General features: G+C 72.3%; 16 protein-coding genes and 2 pseudogenes. 7 read left to right on the top strand and 11 right to left on the bottom strand.

Translation table 11 applies throughout. The features are described 5' to 3' along the window. Positions 1-88: 88 nt before the first annotated feature. Together ACWH4W_RS22750 and ACWH4W_RS22745 are read right to left on the bottom strand one after the other, a co-directional pair. Positions 89-1,117, bottom strand: a complete 1,029-nt coding sequence (locus tag ACWH4W_RS22750; protein ID WP_473077709.1) for a S66 family peptidase — start codon at positions 1,115-1,117, stop codon at positions 89-91. 591 nt (positions 1,118-1,708) lie between these two features. Further along, a complete protein-coding gene (locus ACWH4W_RS22745; RefSeq protein ID WP_473077708.1) occupies positions 1,709-2,587 on the bottom strand; it encodes an SGNH/GDSL hydrolase family protein in 879 nt (292 codons plus the stop codon). Between the two features lie 266 nt (positions 2,588-2,853). Between ACWH4W_RS22745 and ACWH4W_RS22740 the strand changes: the two genes are divergently transcribed. Next, positions 2,854-3,411: a TetR/AcrR family transcriptional regulator gene (locus tag ACWH4W_RS22740; protein ID WP_473077707.1), complete on the top strand. Its 558-nt coding sequence runs from the start codon at positions 2,854-2,856 to the stop codon at positions 3,409-3,411. 30 nt (positions 3,412-3,441) lie between these two features. Here ACWH4W_RS22740 and ACWH4W_RS22735 read toward each other — a convergent pair. The 3 genes and pseudogenes from ACWH4W_RS22735 to ACWH4W_RS22725 all read right to left on the bottom strand — a co-directional run bounded on the left by ACWH4W_RS22735 (position 3,442) and on the right by ACWH4W_RS22725 (position 5,289). Continuing rightward, a pseudogene (locus ACWH4W_RS22735) lies at positions 3,442-3,922 on the bottom strand ((2Fe-2S)-binding protein). 16 nt (positions 3,923-3,938) lie between these two features. Further along, positions 3,939-4,776: pseudogene (locus ACWH4W_RS22730) on the bottom strand (xanthine dehydrogenase family protein molybdopterin-binding subunit); the annotation flags it as partial. Positions 4,777-4,878: 102 nt separating this feature from the next. Then, complete coding sequence (locus ACWH4W_RS22725; RefSeq protein ID WP_473077706.1) at positions 4,879-5,289, bottom strand: RidA family protein; 411 nt, start codon at positions 5,287-5,289, stop codon at positions 4,879-4,881. A gap of 89 nt (positions 5,290-5,378) precedes the next feature. Here ACWH4W_RS22725 and ACWH4W_RS22720 point away from each other — a divergent pair, with 89 nt between their 5' ends. The 3 genes from ACWH4W_RS22720 to ACWH4W_RS22710 all read left to right on the top strand — a co-directional run bounded on the left by ACWH4W_RS22720 (position 5,379) and on the right by ACWH4W_RS22710 (position 6,534). Then, positions 5,379-5,531 (top strand): hypothetical protein, encoded by a 153-nt coding sequence (locus tag ACWH4W_RS22720; RefSeq protein ID WP_473077705.1) that lies wholly within the window; start codon positions 5,379-5,381, stop codon positions 5,529-5,531. 80 nt (positions 5,532-5,611) lie between these two features. Next, positions 5,612-6,070 (top strand): excalibur calcium-binding domain-containing protein, encoded by a 459-nt coding sequence (locus tag ACWH4W_RS22715; protein WP_473077704.1) that lies wholly within the window; start codon positions 5,612-5,614, stop codon positions 6,068-6,070. A gap of 155 nt (positions 6,071-6,225) precedes the next feature. Then, positions 6,226-6,534, top strand: coding sequence for a hypothetical protein (locus tag ACWH4W_RS22710; protein ID WP_473077703.1), 309 nt, complete (start codon positions 6,226-6,228; stop codon positions 6,532-6,534). Between the two features lie 63 nt (positions 6,535-6,597). On the opposite strand, the gene ACWH4W_RS22705 is transcribed toward ACWH4W_RS22710, so the two are convergent. The 3 genes from ACWH4W_RS22705 to ACWH4W_RS22695 form a co-directional block, all read right to left on the bottom strand. After that, a complete protein-coding gene (locus ACWH4W_RS22705; protein WP_473077702.1) occupies positions 6,598-8,274 on the bottom strand; it encodes a RecQ family ATP-dependent DNA helicase in 1,677 nt (558 codons plus the stop codon). 107 nt (positions 8,275-8,381) lie between these two features. Further along, positions 8,382-8,582 (bottom strand): DUF2191 domain-containing protein, encoded by a 201-nt coding sequence (locus ACWH4W_RS22700; RefSeq protein ID WP_473077701.1) that lies wholly within the window; start codon positions 8,580-8,582, stop codon positions 8,382-8,384. A gap of 175 nt (positions 8,583-8,757) precedes the next feature. Then, a complete protein-coding gene (locus ACWH4W_RS22695) occupies positions 8,758-9,543 on the bottom strand; it encodes an HAD family hydrolase (protein WP_473077700.1) in 786 nt (261 codons plus the stop codon). 528 nt (positions 9,544-10,071) lie between these two features. On the opposite strand from ACWH4W_RS22695, the gene ACWH4W_RS22690 reads away from it, so the two are divergent. Then, complete coding sequence (locus ACWH4W_RS22690) at positions 10,072-10,719, top strand: ScbR family autoregulator-binding transcription factor (RefSeq protein ID WP_473077699.1); 648 nt, start codon at positions 10,072-10,074, stop codon at positions 10,717-10,719. 517 nt (positions 10,720-11,236) lie between these two features. Here ACWH4W_RS22690 and ACWH4W_RS22685 read toward each other — a convergent pair. Next, complete coding sequence (locus tag ACWH4W_RS22685; protein WP_473077698.1) at positions 11,237-13,651, bottom strand: family 20 glycosylhydrolase; 2,415 nt, start codon at positions 13,649-13,651, stop codon at positions 11,237-11,239. A 560-nt stretch (positions 13,652-14,211) separates the two neighbouring features. Next, complete coding sequence (locus ACWH4W_RS22680; protein WP_473077697.1) at positions 14,212-15,315, bottom strand: M23 family metallopeptidase; 1,104 nt, start codon at positions 15,313-15,315, stop codon at positions 14,212-14,214. 487 nt (positions 15,316-15,802) lie between these two features. Between ACWH4W_RS22680 and ACWH4W_RS22675 the strand changes: the two genes are divergently transcribed. Continuing rightward, positions 15,803-16,105: a DUF1540 domain-containing protein gene (locus ACWH4W_RS22675; protein ID WP_473077696.1), complete on the top strand. Its 303-nt coding sequence runs from the start codon at positions 15,803-15,805 to the stop codon at positions 16,103-16,105. A gap of 63 nt (positions 16,106-16,168) precedes the next feature. Here ACWH4W_RS22675 and ACWH4W_RS22670 read toward each other — a convergent pair whose 3' ends face one another. Next, positions 16,169-16,783, bottom strand: coding sequence for a TetR/AcrR family transcriptional regulator (locus tag ACWH4W_RS22670; protein WP_473077695.1), 615 nt, complete (start codon positions 16,781-16,783; stop codon positions 16,169-16,171). Positions 16,784-16,928: 145 nt separating this feature from the next. Between ACWH4W_RS22670 and ACWH4W_RS22665 the strand changes: the two genes are divergently transcribed. Next, the gene (locus ACWH4W_RS22665) at positions 16,929-17,690 is read left to right on the top strand and encodes an SDR family NAD(P)-dependent oxidoreductase (protein WP_473077694.1); all 762 of its coding nucleotides are present in this window, start codon (positions 16,929-16,931) and stop codon (positions 17,688-17,690) included. Positions 17,691-17,706 lie beyond the last annotated feature (16 nt).

Raw genomic sequence — 17,706 nt, 5'->3', positions numbered from 1 at the left:
CACACATGCCTCCCGTTCACGGAGCGAAACGGTGCACCACCGTACCCTCCCGAGCGCCGGAGGCGCCCGGCCCGCCGCCTGCCGCTCGTCACCGCAGCGTCTGCGTCAGCTCACTCCGTGCCGCCGAGTGCACCACACGCCCGTACGCGCCGTTGACGATCGGCATGTGCGGCGGGACGTGGCCGCACTCGACGTCGGCGATGACCGGGACGCCGAGGGAGCCGAGCGCGTCGAGGACGGCCTCGTGCTGGGTGAGGGACGGGCTGTCCGGAGCCAGGGTCCGGCCGACCAGGACCGCGTTCGCGCCGTCGAAGAACCCGGCGAGCTTCATGCCGTGCAGGTGGCGGCAGATGGTGAACGCGTCACTTTCCCCCGCCTCCACGTACACGAGCAGCCCTTCGGGCGACACGGCGCGGGCGAACGCCGAGACGTCGAGCCAGGGCGTCCCCGCGAGATTGCACAGCACCTCGACGCAGCCGCCGATCAGTCTGCCCTCGGCCTCCACGTCGCCTCCGCCGTCCAGCCGGGTCCAGCCGCCCCGCGCGTCCAGTGTGTACTCGCGCACGTCAGGGAAGGCGGCGAAGTCGTCGAAGCCCGCGGTCCGGTGGCGTCCGGGAGGCGTCTGCGTGAAGCGGTGGCCCGACGGCGCGGTCACGATGTCGAACCACGACAGCAGACCCTCCGCCACCCGGTACGGCGTGTCCATGAGGTTGTTGCCGTGGAGAGTCGCCGTACCGGTGAGCAGGGTGAGCGGTGTCATGAGGGTCGACATGTCGGAGTACCCGACGACCCAGGTCGGATCCGCCTCGCGCAGCCGGTCCCAGTCGAGCAGCGGGATCAGGTCGATCGCGGTCTCTCCGCCCCACGGCGGCACGATCGCCTTGATGGTGGGATCGGTGAGCATCGACATCAGTTCGCCCGCACGCTCGGCGGCCGGGGCGCTGACGTGCCCCGAACCGTCCATGCACTCCCCGACGACGACCTCGTACCCACGTGCCCGCACGTCGCCGAGGGCCACCTCCAGCCGTGCGCGCAGTGCCTCCGGGACTCCGCTCGACGGAGCGGTCACACCGACACGGTCACCGGGACGCAGGGGAGAGGGGTACCGCATCGCCATGCGTGAATCATGGCACGGCGCCGTACCGGGCCGACAGCCGTTTTCAACCCGGGTGACGTGCCGCCGTCACCCGAACCGCTCATGCGGCCGGTACGGGGCGCGTTCGACTCCGGCTCCCCGGCCAGGCGGTCGTACAGAGCCGCCACCGCCCTCGCACGCTCACCCAGCCCTGCGTGCAGCCACTCCGGAGCCAGCACCTCCGCTCCGGGCGCGTGGCTCCCACAGCGTCCACTCCGCGTGCCGTGGGTCCTGGAACACGACGGCCGGCCGCAGCCGGCCGTCCGCATCGGTCCCCTCGCCGCGCACCGCCAGGGCCGTGGAGACCAACCGCTCCCGGCGCGCCGGATCCACGCGCACCAGCACCTCCGTGGTGTCACCGCCCGTGCGGAACCACACCTCGCGCTCGCGCCAGGCGTGGTCCAGGTCGACGGTGTCCGATCCGCTGTGCCGGTTCGTCGAGTTCCTCGGCCGCCGGCACCCGGGACAACCGGTAGGTGCGGTCCTCCGTCCCCCGCTCGACCGGCAGATAGACGTGGTCGCCGTGACATACGTGGCGCCCGGCCGCCGCGGACCGGGCACCACGCGCCGGCCTCACCGCAACCCGAGAACCTCCATGGTGTGCTCCGCCATCCGCCGCTCGCCGAGTGCGTTGGGATGGACCGGCACGACGCTGGTGCCGAAGAGCAGCGGCTCGATCCAGCGGGTTCCGCCGGGCTTGCACGCGTCGTGGCCGTCCGAGACCCGGGAGAAGTCCACGAAGGTCGCGCCGGTCTCGTTGCTGGCGCGCTCGACCGCCGCGTTCAGACGGGTCTGCACGTCACGCAGGTAGGGCACGTCGCCGGAGGCGATCGGCAGCTTCAGGTAGCACGACGGGTCGGCCTTCTCCGGCGTGATCCAGGGGTAACCCAGCACCGCCACACGGGCGTTGGGTGCCTTGGCGCGTACGGCCTGCAGGGCGCTCTTCAGCGCGGGGTAGGTGTTCTTCTCGATCTGGTCGGTGAAGGTCGTGCCGTACTTGTCCTTGCAGGGGCTGCCCCTGCCCACGGTGAGGAGGCCCGCGCTGCCGCAGGAGGTGATGGCGTTGATGAAGGTGCCGTTGTCGTTGCCGCCGATCGTCAGCGTCACCAGGTCGGTGTCCGCGCCGAGGGCGTTCACCTGGGGCGGGACGCCGGGGTACTGCGACGAGGTGAAGTCCTTCGTCTGGGCGGCGCCGCAGGTCACGTCCTTCAGCTCGGCGCCCGTCCGGTCCGCGATCACCTTCGGGTAGTTCGCCGTGGAGCGCAGGCACAGCAGGTTGCTCGTGTCCACGGGCAGCACACCCGAGCCGGCGCTGTAACTGTCGCCGAGGGCGACGTACTTCAGCGGGTCGGAGGCCTGGGCTGTGCCGCCGGCCGTGACGCTCAGGGCGAGCGCGCCGGCGAGCGCAAATGATGTGACCATGACATTACGGCGCGAGACGTGCTTCTGCATGTGATCCCTTTCCGGAGGGGGGTGGGGCTGCGGGTGCGGCGGGCGGCAGGGTCTGCCGGCAGAGAGGGCAGGGCGGTCGAGGGCGGGGGAGGGTGCCTGGCCGAGCGGTTACCGGGTGGTTCTACCGTCAAGTAATGTGCAGCCGTCCCGAGTCGGAGTCAACATTGTTGACCGAACTTCTTGAAACACGCACGCGATCTGGGAGCGGCCGCTGTGAAGCGGTGAACGCGCAGGTGCGAAGCGCCCGGCCGCCTATCCTGACCGGCATGCTGCAGACCGGCTCCAGCGCGTCGACCCGCGAGTCCATCCACTCGGCCGCCGCCCGGCTCTTCCGGAGCAGGGGCTTCTCGAGGACCACCGTCCGCCAGATCGCGGCCGAGGCCGGCACGGATCCCGCACTGGTGATCCGTCACTTCAAGAGCAAGGAGCTTCTGTTCCTGGAGACGATGCACCTGACGCTCGACGACGAACCCCTGCTCGACGTGCCACTGGAGCATCTGGGGGAACGGCTCGCCGAACTCCTCCTCGACCTCGGCGGTTCCGCACGGGGCGTCTTCCTCGCCCTGGTTCACGGCAGCAACGAACCGCACATCCACGACCGGCTGAGGGACACGCACGAGCATCTCTTCGTCGAGCCCGTGCGCCGCCGCCTGACCGGACCCGACGCCGACGTCCGCGCGCGGATGGCGGCCGCCGTCGCGGGAGGGCTTCTCTACGCCCTGTGGGTGGCCGGGGACCAGGGCCTGCTCCGCATGGACCGCACGGAGCTGGTGTCCCGGTACGGCGCCCTCCTCCAGGAGGTGCTGACTCCCCGGACCTCCTGATCCCGCCGGGGGCCGTCCGCGCACCGCCCCTCACGTCTTCCCGGCCGCCGCCCTGATCGCCTCGCGGATGGGCGGGTACGGCGCCGCAGCGGCAGATGTTGCGGATGCCGTCCAGGTCGTCGTCCGTGACCTCGCCGCCCTCCTCCGCGACACGGCGGACCAGGGCGACCGCGGCCATGATCCGCCCCGGCCGGCAGCAACCGCACTGCGCCGCGTCCTGGTCCGGCCACGCCTGCTGCATCGGATGCAGTCCGGCGTCCACCGTGCCGGCGAGCCCTTCGACGGTGGTGATCATCCCGTCAGTCGGCTTCAGCGCGCCGACGGGGACCGCGCAGGGGGCCACCGCACGGCCGTCGAGACGGCTCGTGCCCGCCTTGCAGACGTTGACGCCGTACCCGTACTTCGGTCCCGTCAGGCCCAGGACGCCGCGCAGCGCCCGCAACAGCCGCTCGTCGTCCCGCACGTCGACGGTGACCTCTTCGCCGTTGAGGCGGAAAGTGTGCTTCGGCACGTGAGGTCCAGGGGGTTCAGCGGACGTGGTCCGGGCCGTCGGTGGGGGAGGCGGGGACGGGCGGGACGGTCGGTTCGGCGTGAGGGAGAGGGCGCCGTGGTTGACGGGGAAGGTGGTGGGCACGGTGCCGGTCGCGCGGCCGTACGCACAGGCCACCGCCGCCACCGACGCGGCGACGCCCAGCTCACCCGCCCCGCCCGCCCCGCCGGTGGCGTCCGGCACGACGGTGGTCCCAGCTCCAGCGGGGTGCTCCGCTGCCGGGTGGGGAAGTAGTGGTCCCAGTTCGCCTCGAGGAAGTACCCGTCGCGCAGGTGGAGTCCGGACGTCAGGGTCTGGGCGATGCCGTCCATGAGGCAGCCCGTCATCTGCGCCCTGAGTCCTCGCGGGTCGACCGTCAGGCCGACGCCCACCACGACGACCGCCTTGGTGACGCGCGGACCGGTCACGCCGTCGCGGACCCTGCGGCCGACCGTCTCGGGCCGGCAGTCGATCTCCACCAGTACCGCGTTGACCGAGTGGTGCTCGGTGCGGAGGGCCGTGCCCCGCGCCACGCCCTCCGGCAGCGTCCGGCCCCGGCCACCCGCCTCGGCCGTCCTGTCCAGCACGGCCCGGGCGCGCTCGTCACGCAGGAGACGACGGCGGAACGCATACGGGTCCTTGCCCGTCCTCGCGGCGAGCCGGTCCACGATCAGCTCCCGCGCGCACGTCACGTCGGGGGAGCGGGCGTTCCGCATGCTGCCGGTGCTGAAGCCCTTGTCCGTCTCGACCAGCAGCCGGCTGTTCACGCCGAAGTCGTACGGCAACTGCGACAGTCGGAAGAACGTCTCGGAGAACCCGATGCCCCCGGCCGGCAGGCAGGGGCGGGCGGCAGGCGTCGGGGCCGACCTCGGGGTGCGTGAACCGCACGGGTTCGCGCAGCGGCCGGGCGTAGGCGATCTCGGCTCGGGTGCTGCCTCTCAGTCCGGCAGCGCCGCTGTCAGGTCGACCTCGACCAGTTGGCCGGGGAAGCCGAGCCGGGCGACGCCCAGGAGCGTGCTCGCAGTGGTGAACGCCGGTCCGATGACCGATGCGGTCAGGCGTCGCCAGGCGTCACCCAGGACCGCGACGTCGTCGCTGACCACGTAGATCAGCGAGCGGACGACGTGTTCCGGTCCGGCGCCCACCGCGTTCAGAGCCGTGGCGGCATTGGCCGCAACTTGGTCGATCTGGGCGTCCAGATCACCCGGGCCCACGAGCTCCCCCGTGGGGTCGAGCGGACATTGACCCGCCAGATGAGCCGTCCGGCCCGCCTCCACGACGGTGATGTGGTGGTACCCCGGAGTCGCATGGAGCTGAGGCGGATTGATGCGCGTGATCTCGGCCGTCATGCGCGTGATTCTGGCGACCTGACCGCCCCGGCGCATCCCATTTTCCGCCCGCGCCGACCGCCGCGGTCTCGGCCGCCTCGGCTCACGGCGTGGACGAGAGCCGCCTGCGCGAGTGGTACCGCCCGCGGGGCCTCCTGCCCGGCGTCGAAACCGTCGTCCCCGCGGACAGCGCCCTGCCCGAAACCGTGGAGCGCCTCATGCGCGACGCCGGCCTGGACTGCCTGCCCACAGCAGGTCACTGACGCGGGCTCACCTCAAAGCTTCACGTCTTCTTCACACAACCGCTACAGTTCGTGCTTCAACTAGCACCCCGGGGGGCGTCATGACCGATCCGTACACGTCGGGAGGCCGCACCGCGCCGAAGTGGGCGCGCAAGCGGTACGTCCTGCCCGCGCTCGGCTTCGCCTTCCTCATCGGCATCGGGGCGGGCGCCCCCGAGGACGGCAGCACGAAGGGCGACGCCAAGCCCCTGGCGGCCGAAGCCCGGCCGACGGCGACCGTCACCGCCACGACGACCGCCGCGCCCACCGCGGAGCCGGAACCCGCCCCGACCGTGACGGTCACGGAGACGGGGACGGCCGAGGTCAAGGTGAAGGTCACCAAGACCGTGACCGCGGAACCCGTCGAGGAGGACCACAGCGGTGGAGGGGGAGGCGGGGGCAGCGTCCACTACGACAACTGCGCCGCCGCGCGCGCCGCGGGCGCGGCCCCGGTTCACGCCGGCGACCCCGGCTACGGCAGACACCTCGACCGCGACGGTGACGGCACCGGCTGCGAGTGAGGCGCCGGGAATGGGACGGCGGCCCGCGTGGCACTCGTCGGATGCGGGCAGGGCCGGCCTCCGCTGAGGCGCCGCGACCGCGCAGGGACAGCCGCCGAGGGTAAGGACGGTGCAGACATGACCGGGAACAGCCCCACCGCGACCGGGCGCGCGTCATGAAGCGCGGCAAGCGGTACGCCGTCGCCGCCTCCGGGCAGTGGACCGACGAGGAGGAGGGTCGTCGCAGGCTGCCCGCCGGGGAGGTCCACGCCTGGGAGCCGGGCCGCAACGAGACCGTCTGCGGCCTGTCCCTCAGCCGCTCGCGCCTCGCACGCTTCTCGCACGTCAGCTGGCCCGACACGTTCCCGGAGTCGGGCGGCGCGGCCGACAGGGTGCAGCGGGTGTGCCCGCGCTGCGCGTCGGTGGCCGGACGCCGCGGCAGCGACGCACGCCCCCGCTGGGTCCGGGTCCGCCCGCGCCCGTGAGGCGACCGCGGGCCCGACCGCGCAACCGTACGGCGGCCGGGCCCGCTCCCCCCCCCCGGCCCCTCAGGCGCCGGTCAGCAGGTCACCCTCCTCCACGGCCGACAGCGACAGCGTCTTGTAGCCGACCTGCTCGAAGAGCACGACGACCCGGTCCTCCTCCGTGCGCATCACCGTGCCCGCGCCCCAATCCGCGTGCCGCACGCGCTCGTTCGGCTCATAAGGCCCGGCGTCTCCGGTCTTTCCGGGCGGGGGAGCGGCGTTCGAACGCCCTGCGTCCGGGGCGCCGGGCTCCTCGTCCAGGCGGTCGCACATGTCGCAGTGCCCGCACGGAGCGTCGAGCTGCTCACCGAAGTAGCCGAGCAGGTACTGACGGCGACAGCTCGGCGTCTCCGCGTAGCCGCGCATCATCTCGATGCGCGAGCGGTCGATGCGGCGCCGCCGCTCGAACACCTCCTCCGCCGCCTTTGCGGCCTCCGCCGCCGACCGGCCGGGCACGGCCCGAACCGCACGGCGCCGCCCCTCGACGGCCACGGCTCCCGCCTCCTCCAGCAGGTTCAGCAGATCGCCGGCCTTCCGGCGGGACAGCCCGCACAGCTCCGCCGTGCGACTGCGGCTCCGCGGCGCGTCCTGGTCGAGCAGCGTGGTCATGATCCGGTGGAGCGCCCCGGCGTCCAGGGACCGGGCGGTGAGGAACTTCTGCAGCCCCAGGTCCTCGGGCCGGTAGAACAGCACGGCGTCGGCGGGTTCGCCGTCCCGGCCGGCCCGCCCCACCTCCTGGTAGTAGGAGTCCAGCGACTCGGGCACGGACGCGTGCGCGACGAACCGTACGTCGGGCTTGTCGATGCCCATCCCGAACGCCGAGGTGGCGACGACCACGGCGGGGGCACCCCCCATGAAGCCGTCCTGGATCCGCCGGCGGTCGGCCGCCTTCAGACCCGCGTGGTACGCCTCGGCGTCCACCCCGTCCTGCCGGAGACGCTCCGCGTACGCCTCGGCGTCCTTGCGGGTGGCGGTGTAGAGGATGCCCGGAGTGCGCGCCGCGGCCGTCCAGCGGGAGACGGCTTCGCGCTTGGAAGGGTCGTCGGTGTACGTGTGCACGGTCAGCCGGATGGCGGGCCGGTCCGTGCCGGCCGTCACGAGCCGGGGATCGCGCATGTGCAGGTGCTCGACGATGTCCTCCCGGACGGGGGCCGCCGCGGTCGCCGTCAGCGCCAGAACCGGCGGACGGCCCAGCCGGTCGGCGGCCTCACCCAGGGTGAGGTAGTCGGGGCGGAAGTCGTGTCCCCAGGCGGACACGCAGTGGGCCTCGTCGACGACGAACAGCGAGGGCCGCAGGTCACGCAGCCGTTCCAGGACGTCCTTCCTGGCCAGCTGCTCGGGCGAGAGGAACAGGTACTCGGCGTCGCCGTCCTCGACCGCCTGCCACCCCTCGTCGGTCGTCGACCGCGACTGCGCGGAGTTCACGGCCACGGCGTCCGGAGCCTCGCTGTCCCGCAGGCCGGTCACCTGGTCGCGCTGCAGGGCGATCAGCGGCGACACGACGACGGTGGGGCCGTCCAGCAGCACGGTCGGCACCTGGTAGATCGCCGACTTGCCGGAGCCGGTGGGCATGACGACCAGGACGTCACGGCCGTCCAGCAGCGCCCGCATCGCCTCGGCCTGCTCCGCCCCCAGATCGCTCCAGCCGAACCGCTCACGGGCGACGCGACGCAACTCGGCGTCCCGCTCCTGCTCATCCATCGCGTACGCCCCTTCCAGGCCCTGACCGGTGTGGTTCCGGCCGGGTGCCCGCTGCGGGGGCGGGGATGCGCGGTGAGGCGCACTGTCGTCACGCCTCGGGGGGCGTCTCAGCCCTGCGGTTCCTGCGGCTTCACGTCGACCTCGCGCAGGCCCTGCTCCTTGAGTCCCGTACGGGCCTCGGTGCGGTGCCCGCGGGCGACGTAGTCCCGCACGACCGCCTCGACGGCGTCCTGCGGCGAGCCGATCCCCGCCAGGACCATCACTTCGACCACGAGCTCGGCGTCGAGACTGATGCTGACCTTGGCCACGGTGCTCCCCCCTCATCGCGTCGCAGCCCACCCTAGCCGCTCCGGGCCGGCGGCAGGTCCCGACAGCCTCATACCCGTGTGCGACGCGCGACTCGGCCGACCGCCAGAAGTGCGGAGGGGCGGCCGGCGTTCGGGCGGGGGCGCTCTCCGGCGTGACGCTGTCCGGCTCGACCGGTCAGGGCGAACCGTGGGGCTCGTGCCCCTGCCCGGCGCCCGGTGACGAGGCTCGCGCCCGGCCCCGCACCCATTCCAGCACCTCCGGACGGTCCAGAGCCGTCACCCAGGCATCGGCACGCCCGGTGTTCCCGTCGGCGGGCAGCGGGCCCACGCCGAGGACCCGCAGACCGGCACGCCACGCCGACTCGACGCCGGTGAGGGAGTCCTCGACGGCCAGCGCGCTTCCCGGGCGGACTCCGCACAGCCGTGCCGCCGTGGTGTACACGTCCGGCCACGGCTTCGGCCGTACCGCCTGTGGCCGTTCGTCGTCCCTCCCGGGCCTCGGCCCGGCGGTGTCCCCCGGAGACATCGTGGGGACGACGATGTGGCGGAAGTGGCGGCGCAGCCCCGCGCGGCCGAGACTCTCCTCCACCACTTCCAGCGGGCAGTTGCTGGCCACGGCCAGCGGCAGCCGCCCGGAGAGGAGACGTACCGTCTCGCAAGCTCCCGGCATCGTCAGCGGGTCCTCCGCCACGAGGGACAGGAAGTGCGCCAGGAGCGCCGCGGTCAGCTCCGCGGCCAGCTCGGGCTTGTTCGTCTCCTCGGCCATCAGACGGCCGCAGTCGACGTAGTGCACGCCCTTGGCGCGATCGGCGAAGCCCGGCGGAGGCAGCAGACCGAACTCACGGAAGGCCCGGGTCCGCGCGTCCTGCCAATGACGTTCGGTGTCCATCAGCGTGCCGTCGCAGTCGAAGACGACGGCCTCGGGCGACCAGTTCGACAGGGCTCGGAGTGACGACGTCATGGTGACCTCCTGGGGAGAGGGCGGAAGTGGTCACACGAGTCGCGGGACTGCGGGGCTGAAGGCGGCGGGGCCCGCGACGACGGAGCGCGGGGAGGGCCGGCGTTCTTCGGCGGCCCGCCGACGGAGACGACTCGTATGTCGGGGTCAGCCGCAAAAGGAAAACATTGCAACAGCTACGATATTTAGTCCCGGAAAAACGGGGCAATCACCATTTCGAGGGCTCCCCCCGCGGGTGATCAGGGTGTAAGCGTTTGCCGCGGTCCGCCGCCTCCGGTCCGCTGACGCAGCGTCATACCCGCAGTTGACGGCGTGAGTCGCGACGCGTGTGCTCGGCGAGCGATCACGCGTCGGCGTGCGACGGGAAAGGAGGACGGTGAACCAGGAGCGGCACCTCGGAAGCCAATTTCCACTCCTGGGTGTTCAGATTCGAAAGAAATGCCGCAATTGCTGCGCGAGGCTGACGGTTATTTGCTCCAGGCGTACGCGGGCGCACTACATTTTGGGCCGTTCACTACGGAGCCGAACGAGGTGCGCGAGATCTTGCAGGAACGGGCCAGAGCAACCCGCAGATCACTTCTGGAGGCAGCCGCCTGCCTCTTCGCCCAGCACGGCTACGCCGGTACGAGCGTCAACGACATAAGCGCCCGGTCGGGACGGACCAGCGGATCCGTCTACTTCCACTACGCCAGCAAGGAGGGCATCGCCCAGGCGGTCGTCCGGGACGGATTTGCGACCTGGCCCAGCCTCGTCCCCCGGTACGACGATCCGAGCGTGCCGCCCCTGGAGCGCCTCGTCGCGCTGAGCCACGAGATCGCCCGCGCGCTCGCGGAGGACTCCCTGACGCGCGCCGGTGCCCGGCTGTGGGCCGAGCGCCACACCATCAACGCGGATCTCCCCGACCCCTTCGTTCTCTGGACGGCCGCGGTCACACGTCTGCTCGCCGAGGCCCGGGCCGGGGGGTGCCTGGCCGCCGGTGTCCGCCCGGCCGCCGCTGCCCGCACCCTGGTCCGGGCCTTCTACGGGTTCTGCACGCTCACGGAGGCGCTGGAAGGCCCCACCGCGCTCACCGGCCGCCTCTCCGACTGGTGGAAGCTGATCCTGCCGGCTCTCCAACGGGACCCGCGATCCGGCGGTGCGGACGACGACCGGGGTTGGGCGGGGTGCCGCGCAACGTGAAGCCGGCGGGACGGCCTGCCTGCGGCACACTCCTCCCCCCGGGGGACTCGCCGCGACCGGCCCGCACATGGCCGCCGCCTGGACGGCCGGGCCCACCGAAGCCCTCAGGTCCTCGCAGGGCCCGGTGTCGGTGCTTGCGGAGGCGCGCCGCCAGGACGGCCGAGGTCCGCGCTGTCCCGGCGAGGCGGTCACGGTGCTCTCCGGCTCCGAGGCGACGCGGCAAGCGGCGGCGGGAAGACCGGCGGGGGAGGGGGCGGTGCGGCGGAGGCGCCGCGACAGCCGATGGAACCTCCGCTGTGGCGCCGGCGGCAGCCGGTGAAGTCCTGGCCGGTGGGACCCTCGACGTGTCGTCAGGTGTTCGAGGAGGTCGATCTCTGATCAGGAACAGGCGAACAGGGCGATGCTGAGGTCCCGGCGCGGCCCGGTGACCGGACGGGCGCGAACCGGATCGAGGGTACTGCGGCCGCGGCGTTCCTCCCCGGGCGGGGAACGCCGCGGCCGCCGGGTTCCCGTGGGGTCAGCCGAACGACCAGCGCCGGTCGGCCGCCCCGGTGTCGGCGTGCTGGACCAGCGGAGCACCGTCACCGGTGCCGCCCGCGGTCAGCACGAGTCCGCTCTTCCTCGACTTCACGGTGAAGCCGCCCTCCGCAGCGGCGGTGACGGACCAGCGCTGGTTCTCCCCGCCGGTGCAGGTCCATTGGAGGATCTCGGTGCCGGCCGCCGACGCGCCTCCGCGCAGGTCGAGGCACAAACCGTTCGCCGTGTTCCTGATCGTGTAGCTTCCGTCGGCTTCGGCGGCCGCCGTGAAGGTCTGGTTGCCGCCGCCGTGCGGCGCCCAGGTGACCAGCCGGGTGCCGGGCTCCGTACTCGAGGCCGGGACGTCGACGGCCTTGCCGGACCGCGCGTTCAGCAGGAGGAAGTCACTGCCGGGCGCCGGGACCGAAGCGGGCTGCAGCAGGGTGAGTTCGGCGGCGCCCGCGTGGGGGAGGCCGTTCGCGGCGGAGAGCGCGGTGAGTCTCACGTGCCGGGCCTCCGTCTGCGCGAAGGTGATCTCCTTCTCGGTCCGGTCGTCGGCGAAGGCGCCCCGGGCGACCGTCCGCCAGGAGACGCCGTCGGAACTGACGTCGAAGGTGTACGCCCCGATGCGGCCGTTGGTCCCGCCGTCCTGCCGCGGCAGGTAGCGGAGTCCGGCGAGCCGGCGCTGGACGTCCAGGTCGAGGGTGACGTGGTGCGGCAGCGGGGTCGTGGCGGGAGTGTAGGCGGTGTGCCAGACCGTGTACGGGTTGTCGTCGACGAGGTGGGCCGCGCGTCCGTTCTCCCCGGAGGTCTCCTGGCTGTCGGCGGTGACGGTGATGTCCGCCTTGGGCAGTGCCGTGAGGTGACCGGCGGGGGAACCCGGAGGGCCGCCGACGGCGTCCACCCGGGCCAGGAAGTCCCACACGGAGGAGGACCGCGGCGAGCCCCAGGCGCGTTCGGCCAGCACCTGCAGGGGGCGGCGCGCGAAGTGGTCGAAGAAGGCGGTGCTCTGCGTCTCCGCGCTGTCGGCCCAGCGGGCCACCTTGTAGCCGAGGACGCGCCCTCCGCCCTGCTCGGGGGTGGGGAAGCCGTAGTTCTCGTACACGTCGCGGACGTCGACGTAGCCGTACTGACCGAGCTTCTTGCCGAGTCCGGGGCTCACGTACAGCACGTCCTCCGGGGCGGCGACCACGGTGTAGCCCTTGGAGACCAGCGGCGTCGGGTCGCGGTCGATGTAGTCGTCGAAGACGATCGTCCGGTCCGGCTCGATCGACGACCTCTGGCCGTACTGGTCCCACCACTCCCAGGCCTGCGTGGTCTTGCCGTGCGAACGAACCTGGTCGTTCAGCGTGTTGAGGAAGTCCACGAAGACGTCACCCGGGTGCGCGAAGCCGCGCTCCCGCTGGTGGGCGACCAGCTCCGGGCAGGCGGCCTTGCGGTCGTCCAGACCGATCTCGTCACCGCCCACATGGACGTACTCACCGTCGAACAACGGGATCACGGCCTCCAAGAGATCGTGCACGAAGGCACGGGTGTGTTCCTTGGTGATGTCCAGGGTCCAACCGCCGTTCTCACCGCCGGGCCAGGTGCCGTAGTCCATCGAGGCGCAGGTGAAGCGCAGCGACGGGTCGTAGGAGGTGATGGCGGTGGCGTGGGCCGGCAGGTCGATCTCGGGGACGATGTCGATGTGGTACTTGGCGGCGTAGTCCTGCAGTTCCCGGAGCTGGGCGGGGGTGTAGGCGTCCTCGGAAGCGAGACCGGGGAACTCGTCGAGGCGGATGCGGAAGCCGTTCCAGTCGGTGAGGTGCAGATGGAACGTGGTGAGCTTCTGCCAGGCCATCTCACGGATCTGGGCCTTGAGTTCGTCCAGGGGGAAGAACTTGCGGCCGACGTCGAGCATCTGCGCGCGCTGCTCGACGTCCGGCCAGTCACGGGCAGTGCCCCGGGGGATCGAGCTGCGGTGTGCGTCGAGTGTGAAGGCCTGCTCGATGGTCTGGGTGGCGTGGAACACCCCCCTGTCACCGGCGGCGGTCACGCTCAGCGCCTCTCCGACGTCCAGGGTGTAGCCCTGGGACCCGAGCCCGGGATCGTCCTGGCCGATGCGCAGAGTGATGTCGCCGGGACGGGCTGAGCCTCCCGTGACGACGGGGAGGACACGGCCGGTGATGATCCCGAGGTCGGATGCGAACGTACGGGCGGTGTCACCGAGGGCAGAGCTCCCGGCGGGATCGACGACGATTCGCGAGCCGGGCTTCAAGCGGAACGCGCCCTCGCCGCCCTGCCATGCGCGCAGGGCGGGATGCACGGCGGGGGCGGGGTTGTCGGCGTCGGCGGAGGCGGTCCCCGCGGCCCCCAGGGGCAGGAATCCCGCGGTCAGGAGTACGACCGTCAGAAGACGACGGACGGGTTGCCTCATGCGCATGACCACCTCAGTCAGGGTTCGGTCGACCGATCAGACATATGACGTCTTATGCTAGGAGTGAAATGCAGATTGGTTCAGCAGTTTTGTATTTTTCAGCTCGAATGCGGCGCTAAATGAGCAGAATCATGCACCGAGGAGCGGCCGCTTCGAGGTCATCGAGGCAGTGTGAAAGCGCCCGTTGTGCCTGGTGGTCCGTACGGCATCGTGCGGGCCCTCACCTCGCCGGGAACCGGCACGCCGGAAGCGGGCGGAGCTGGCACATCGTGCGCCGGGCACGGGCAGGCCCGCGGCGAAGGAGGAACGCGCTGTTCTTCACCGGTCTCCTGGACCTGTGGTGCGGCGCGGCCGCCGGTCCCACCGGATCGCTTGTCGCGTTCTTCGTGACCTTGGGTTTCGGCTGGGGGCCGTGGCACACGGCCGGCTGGTCGGCCGGCGGCCTGTGCGGGCTGACGCTCCTGCCGAGCGGACGTCCCGGCACGTCATCGCACCCCGAACCGGCCGCCGCGGACAACTGAGCGCGGCCCGTCAACGCGCGGGCCCTCACCGGGTCCCGCTCAGCCGCCGTTCGCGAGCCAGGCCGTCGGGTCCGTGTACTGGCCGTCGAGAAGCACCTCGAAGTGGAGATGCGGGCCGGTGGACAACCCCGTTGAACCGGCCAGTCCCACCGCCTGCCCCACCGACAGGACCTGACCGGGGCTCACCTGGAGCGCCGACAGATGACTGTAGGTGGTCTGCAGCCGCTTCCCGTCCACCGTGCCGTGGTCGATCACCACCCGGTATCCGTACGCCGGGGTCATGCCGGCGAACTCCACCACACCACCCCAGGCCGCGGACACCTGAGCCCCCTGCGGCGCGTCGAAGTCGACGCCCGTGTGCAGCTTCGTCACTCCCGTCAGCGGGTGCGCGCGCGAGCCGAACGGTGAGGTGACGTACAGCGTGGCGACGGGCGCTTGCATCCGCGCGTCGGCGGCCTGGCCGCTTCCCTGCTCGGGGTTACGCTCGACCAGCGCGCTGTACTGCGGCAGCCGCTTCTTCACCTCGGCGACGAACAAGCGGGCCGACGACGGGACGGTGCCGTCCCTGGCGACCTCGTCCGCCCCGACCGCGTACGCGGCGAGCGTCAGCTCGGCGAGATCTCCGTTCACGGTGCCCTGGGTGCGCAGCCCGGTCATCCGCTTCGACAGGGAGCAGTCCTGCCGCCCCAGCGCCATGATCGCGTCCACCGTGTCGTGTGGCGAGGACCTGCCGTTGCCGTCGTCGTCCCGGCCCCACTTCTTCCAGTCGGCGTCCGTGAAACGGGCGATGCCCAGCGCGGACAGGCCGGCGCTGTCGCTCTGCCATCCGGAGAGCTGGTCGATGTGCGCGGCGAGCAGCGCGGGGGTGACGCCCACGCAGTCGGCCGTCGCCCTGCGCAGCCAAGGGACGTAGGAACCGTCCACATTGCTGACGGCGGACTCCGGCCGGCCCGGCGTCCCGTCCTGCGGTACGGCCGTCTCACCGCCGATCAACGAGACGAACGCGAAGACGCCGCCGAGCGTCACCACGCCCGGCAGCACGATCAGCAGGCAGGCGCCCGGGCCGCGGCGCCGACGCGGCGCGGTGGTGGAAGCCTGCGACGGGGGCTGCTGCGCGTCGTCACCCTCGGGCACGTTCTGCATGGTCTCACTCTCGGCGCCCCGGCCTGCGGGGTACGCCGTGCCTTCCCTGTCCTCAGCTACGGCGGGAGACGCCGGTTCACACGCAACGGTATGTGACCCGTGATCGCCGCGGCACCGGTCGTAAGGACAGGGGCGACTGCCCTATGGGGCACCCTTCACCACGGGTTTCCGTGCAACCCACCGTCCCCGCGGGCAACCCGGCGGCCACGGCCACCGGTGGCCGCGACTCGCGGCCTGCCCGTACGAGACCACCGGGCAGTCGACACCGCCGACGCCCCGCACAGCCGATTCCGCCCGCGGAAGTGCGCAGTCCCCCGCCGTCGCGGACAGTGGAGGACAGGAGAGGAGCGTTCCGCGAGCGGCCGGCCCGGGCGGGCCCTGCGGGGCCGTCCGCCCCATCCGCTGCCGACGGGTGACAGGCGCGGCCCCGAGCCGGTTGCCACCGCGGTGACCGCTCCGCACGAGCCCACGAGAGGGGCGAACCGCCATGGCAGCCACGCCCGTCATGCACCTGCCCGTCATCAGCGAGTGCGCGGCCGAGGGCTGCGCCTACAACCACGATCACACGTGCCGCGCCGCGGCGATCACCGTGGGGGACCTCGACGGTCCCGTCTGCGACACGTTCACGGGCGCCGACCTGGACGGTGGTGATCCGTCGACCACCGGCAGGGTCGGCGCGTGCAAGATGGCCGACTGCCGGCACAACTCCGGGCTGGAGTGCCACGCCCCGGCCATCACCGTCGGCCATGAGCACGAGCAGGTCGACTGCCTCACCTACGCGCGGAAGTGAGGCACACGCGTCGGGGCGCGTCAGACGCGTGACGTGTCCCGGCGCCTCCCTGGGCGGGAGCCTTCAGGTGAGCCCCGTCGCCGCGACCGCCAGGGCGGCGCGCAGGGCGGCCTCCAGATCCGTCCGGGCGGTCGCGGGGTCGGCCGTGTGCCAGGCGTGGTGCTCCACGGCCGCGCGCAGGGCGGCGTTGAGCATGGCGGCCTGGACGCTCGGCCGCAGGTCGTCGGCGGGGAGGCCGGCCCGTTCGGCGAGGGCGCGGGCGAAGACGGGCTCCGCCTCGTCGTGGGTCTGGAGCCAGACCGCGCGCAGGCCGGGCTCGGTCCGGGTCAGCCGCAGCAGGGCGCCGATGTCAGGGCCGGGCAGGACATCGGCGCCGGCCCACAGCCGGTCGAGCGCCTCCTCGAGGGGCCGGCCGGCGGGCCAGTGCCGTAGCGCGTCGGCGATCGCGTCGATCCCGGTCGCGAGCAGCGGCCGTACGCAGCTCTCCTTGGACGGGAAGTAGCGCCAGACCGTGCGTGCCGAGACGCCCACGGCCTGCCCGATCTGTTCGCCCGTCGTGGCGTCGACGCCCTGGGCGAGGAACAGGCCGACCGCGGCACGGGCGATCTCCAGCCGGACGGCGGCCTTGCGCTCCTCGGTCAGCGGTGGCCGTCCCGTCCGTCCGCGGGTCGCGGTCATCCGTGCCTCCCCTCCGGCGACGGTCGGTGCTGTCCCCGGTATTCTGGCGCACCACTTTATGTCACTGAGAGACATAAAGTGATGGAGCCATCGGCACGGCGCGAGCGGAGTCCGTCGCGCCGGCCCTTCATGGACGGAGTACTGGATGACCGACGGTGTGAACGGACGCAGCGTGATCGTCACCGGGGCGGGATCGGGCATAGGCCGTGCGGCCGCGCTCGCCTTCGCCGCGCAGGGCGACCGCGTCGTGGTCGCCGACCTCAACGCGGAGGGGGCCGGCGCGGTCGTCGCGGAGATCGAGGCGGCGGGCGGCACCGCCGTGGCCGTCACGGGCGACCTGAGCGAGCGGGCCGTCGTGGACCGGGTGGCGGCGACGGCCGTGGAGCGGTTCGGCGGTGTGGACGTCCTGGTGAACAACGCCGGGATCATGGACAGCATGTCGGCCCTCGCCGACGTGAGCGACGCCGAGTGGGACCGGGTCCTTCGCGTCAACCTGACGGCGCCCTTCCTCCTCACCCGTGCCGTGCTGCCGCACATGCTGGCCGCGGGCCGCGGTGTCGTCGTCAACACCGCCTCCGAGGCCGCCCTGCGCGGCAGCGCGGCGGGGGCCGCGTACACGGCCTCCAAGCACGGCGTGGTCGGGCTGACGAAGTCCCTCGCGGTGATGTACCGGAAGAACGGCATCCGGACGAACGCCGTGTGCCCCGGCGGGACCGCGACCGCCATCAGCGTGAACGCCGACCCGGCCGCCCACGGTCCCGCCGCGCTCGGCCCCCACTTCGCCAACCTCGGCCGGGTGTCGCAGCCGGAGGAACAGGCGGCGGCGATCCTGTTCCTCGCCTCCGACGCCGCGAGCAACATCAACGGCGCGATCCTGCCCGTCGACGACGGGTGGTCCGCCGTCTGACGCCACGTCGCCGCGG

This window comes from Streptomyces sp. DSM 120436, assembly GCF_055778765.1.
Note: the sequence above shows the minus strand (reverse complement) of the source record. Positions and strands in the feature narration are given on the sequence as shown.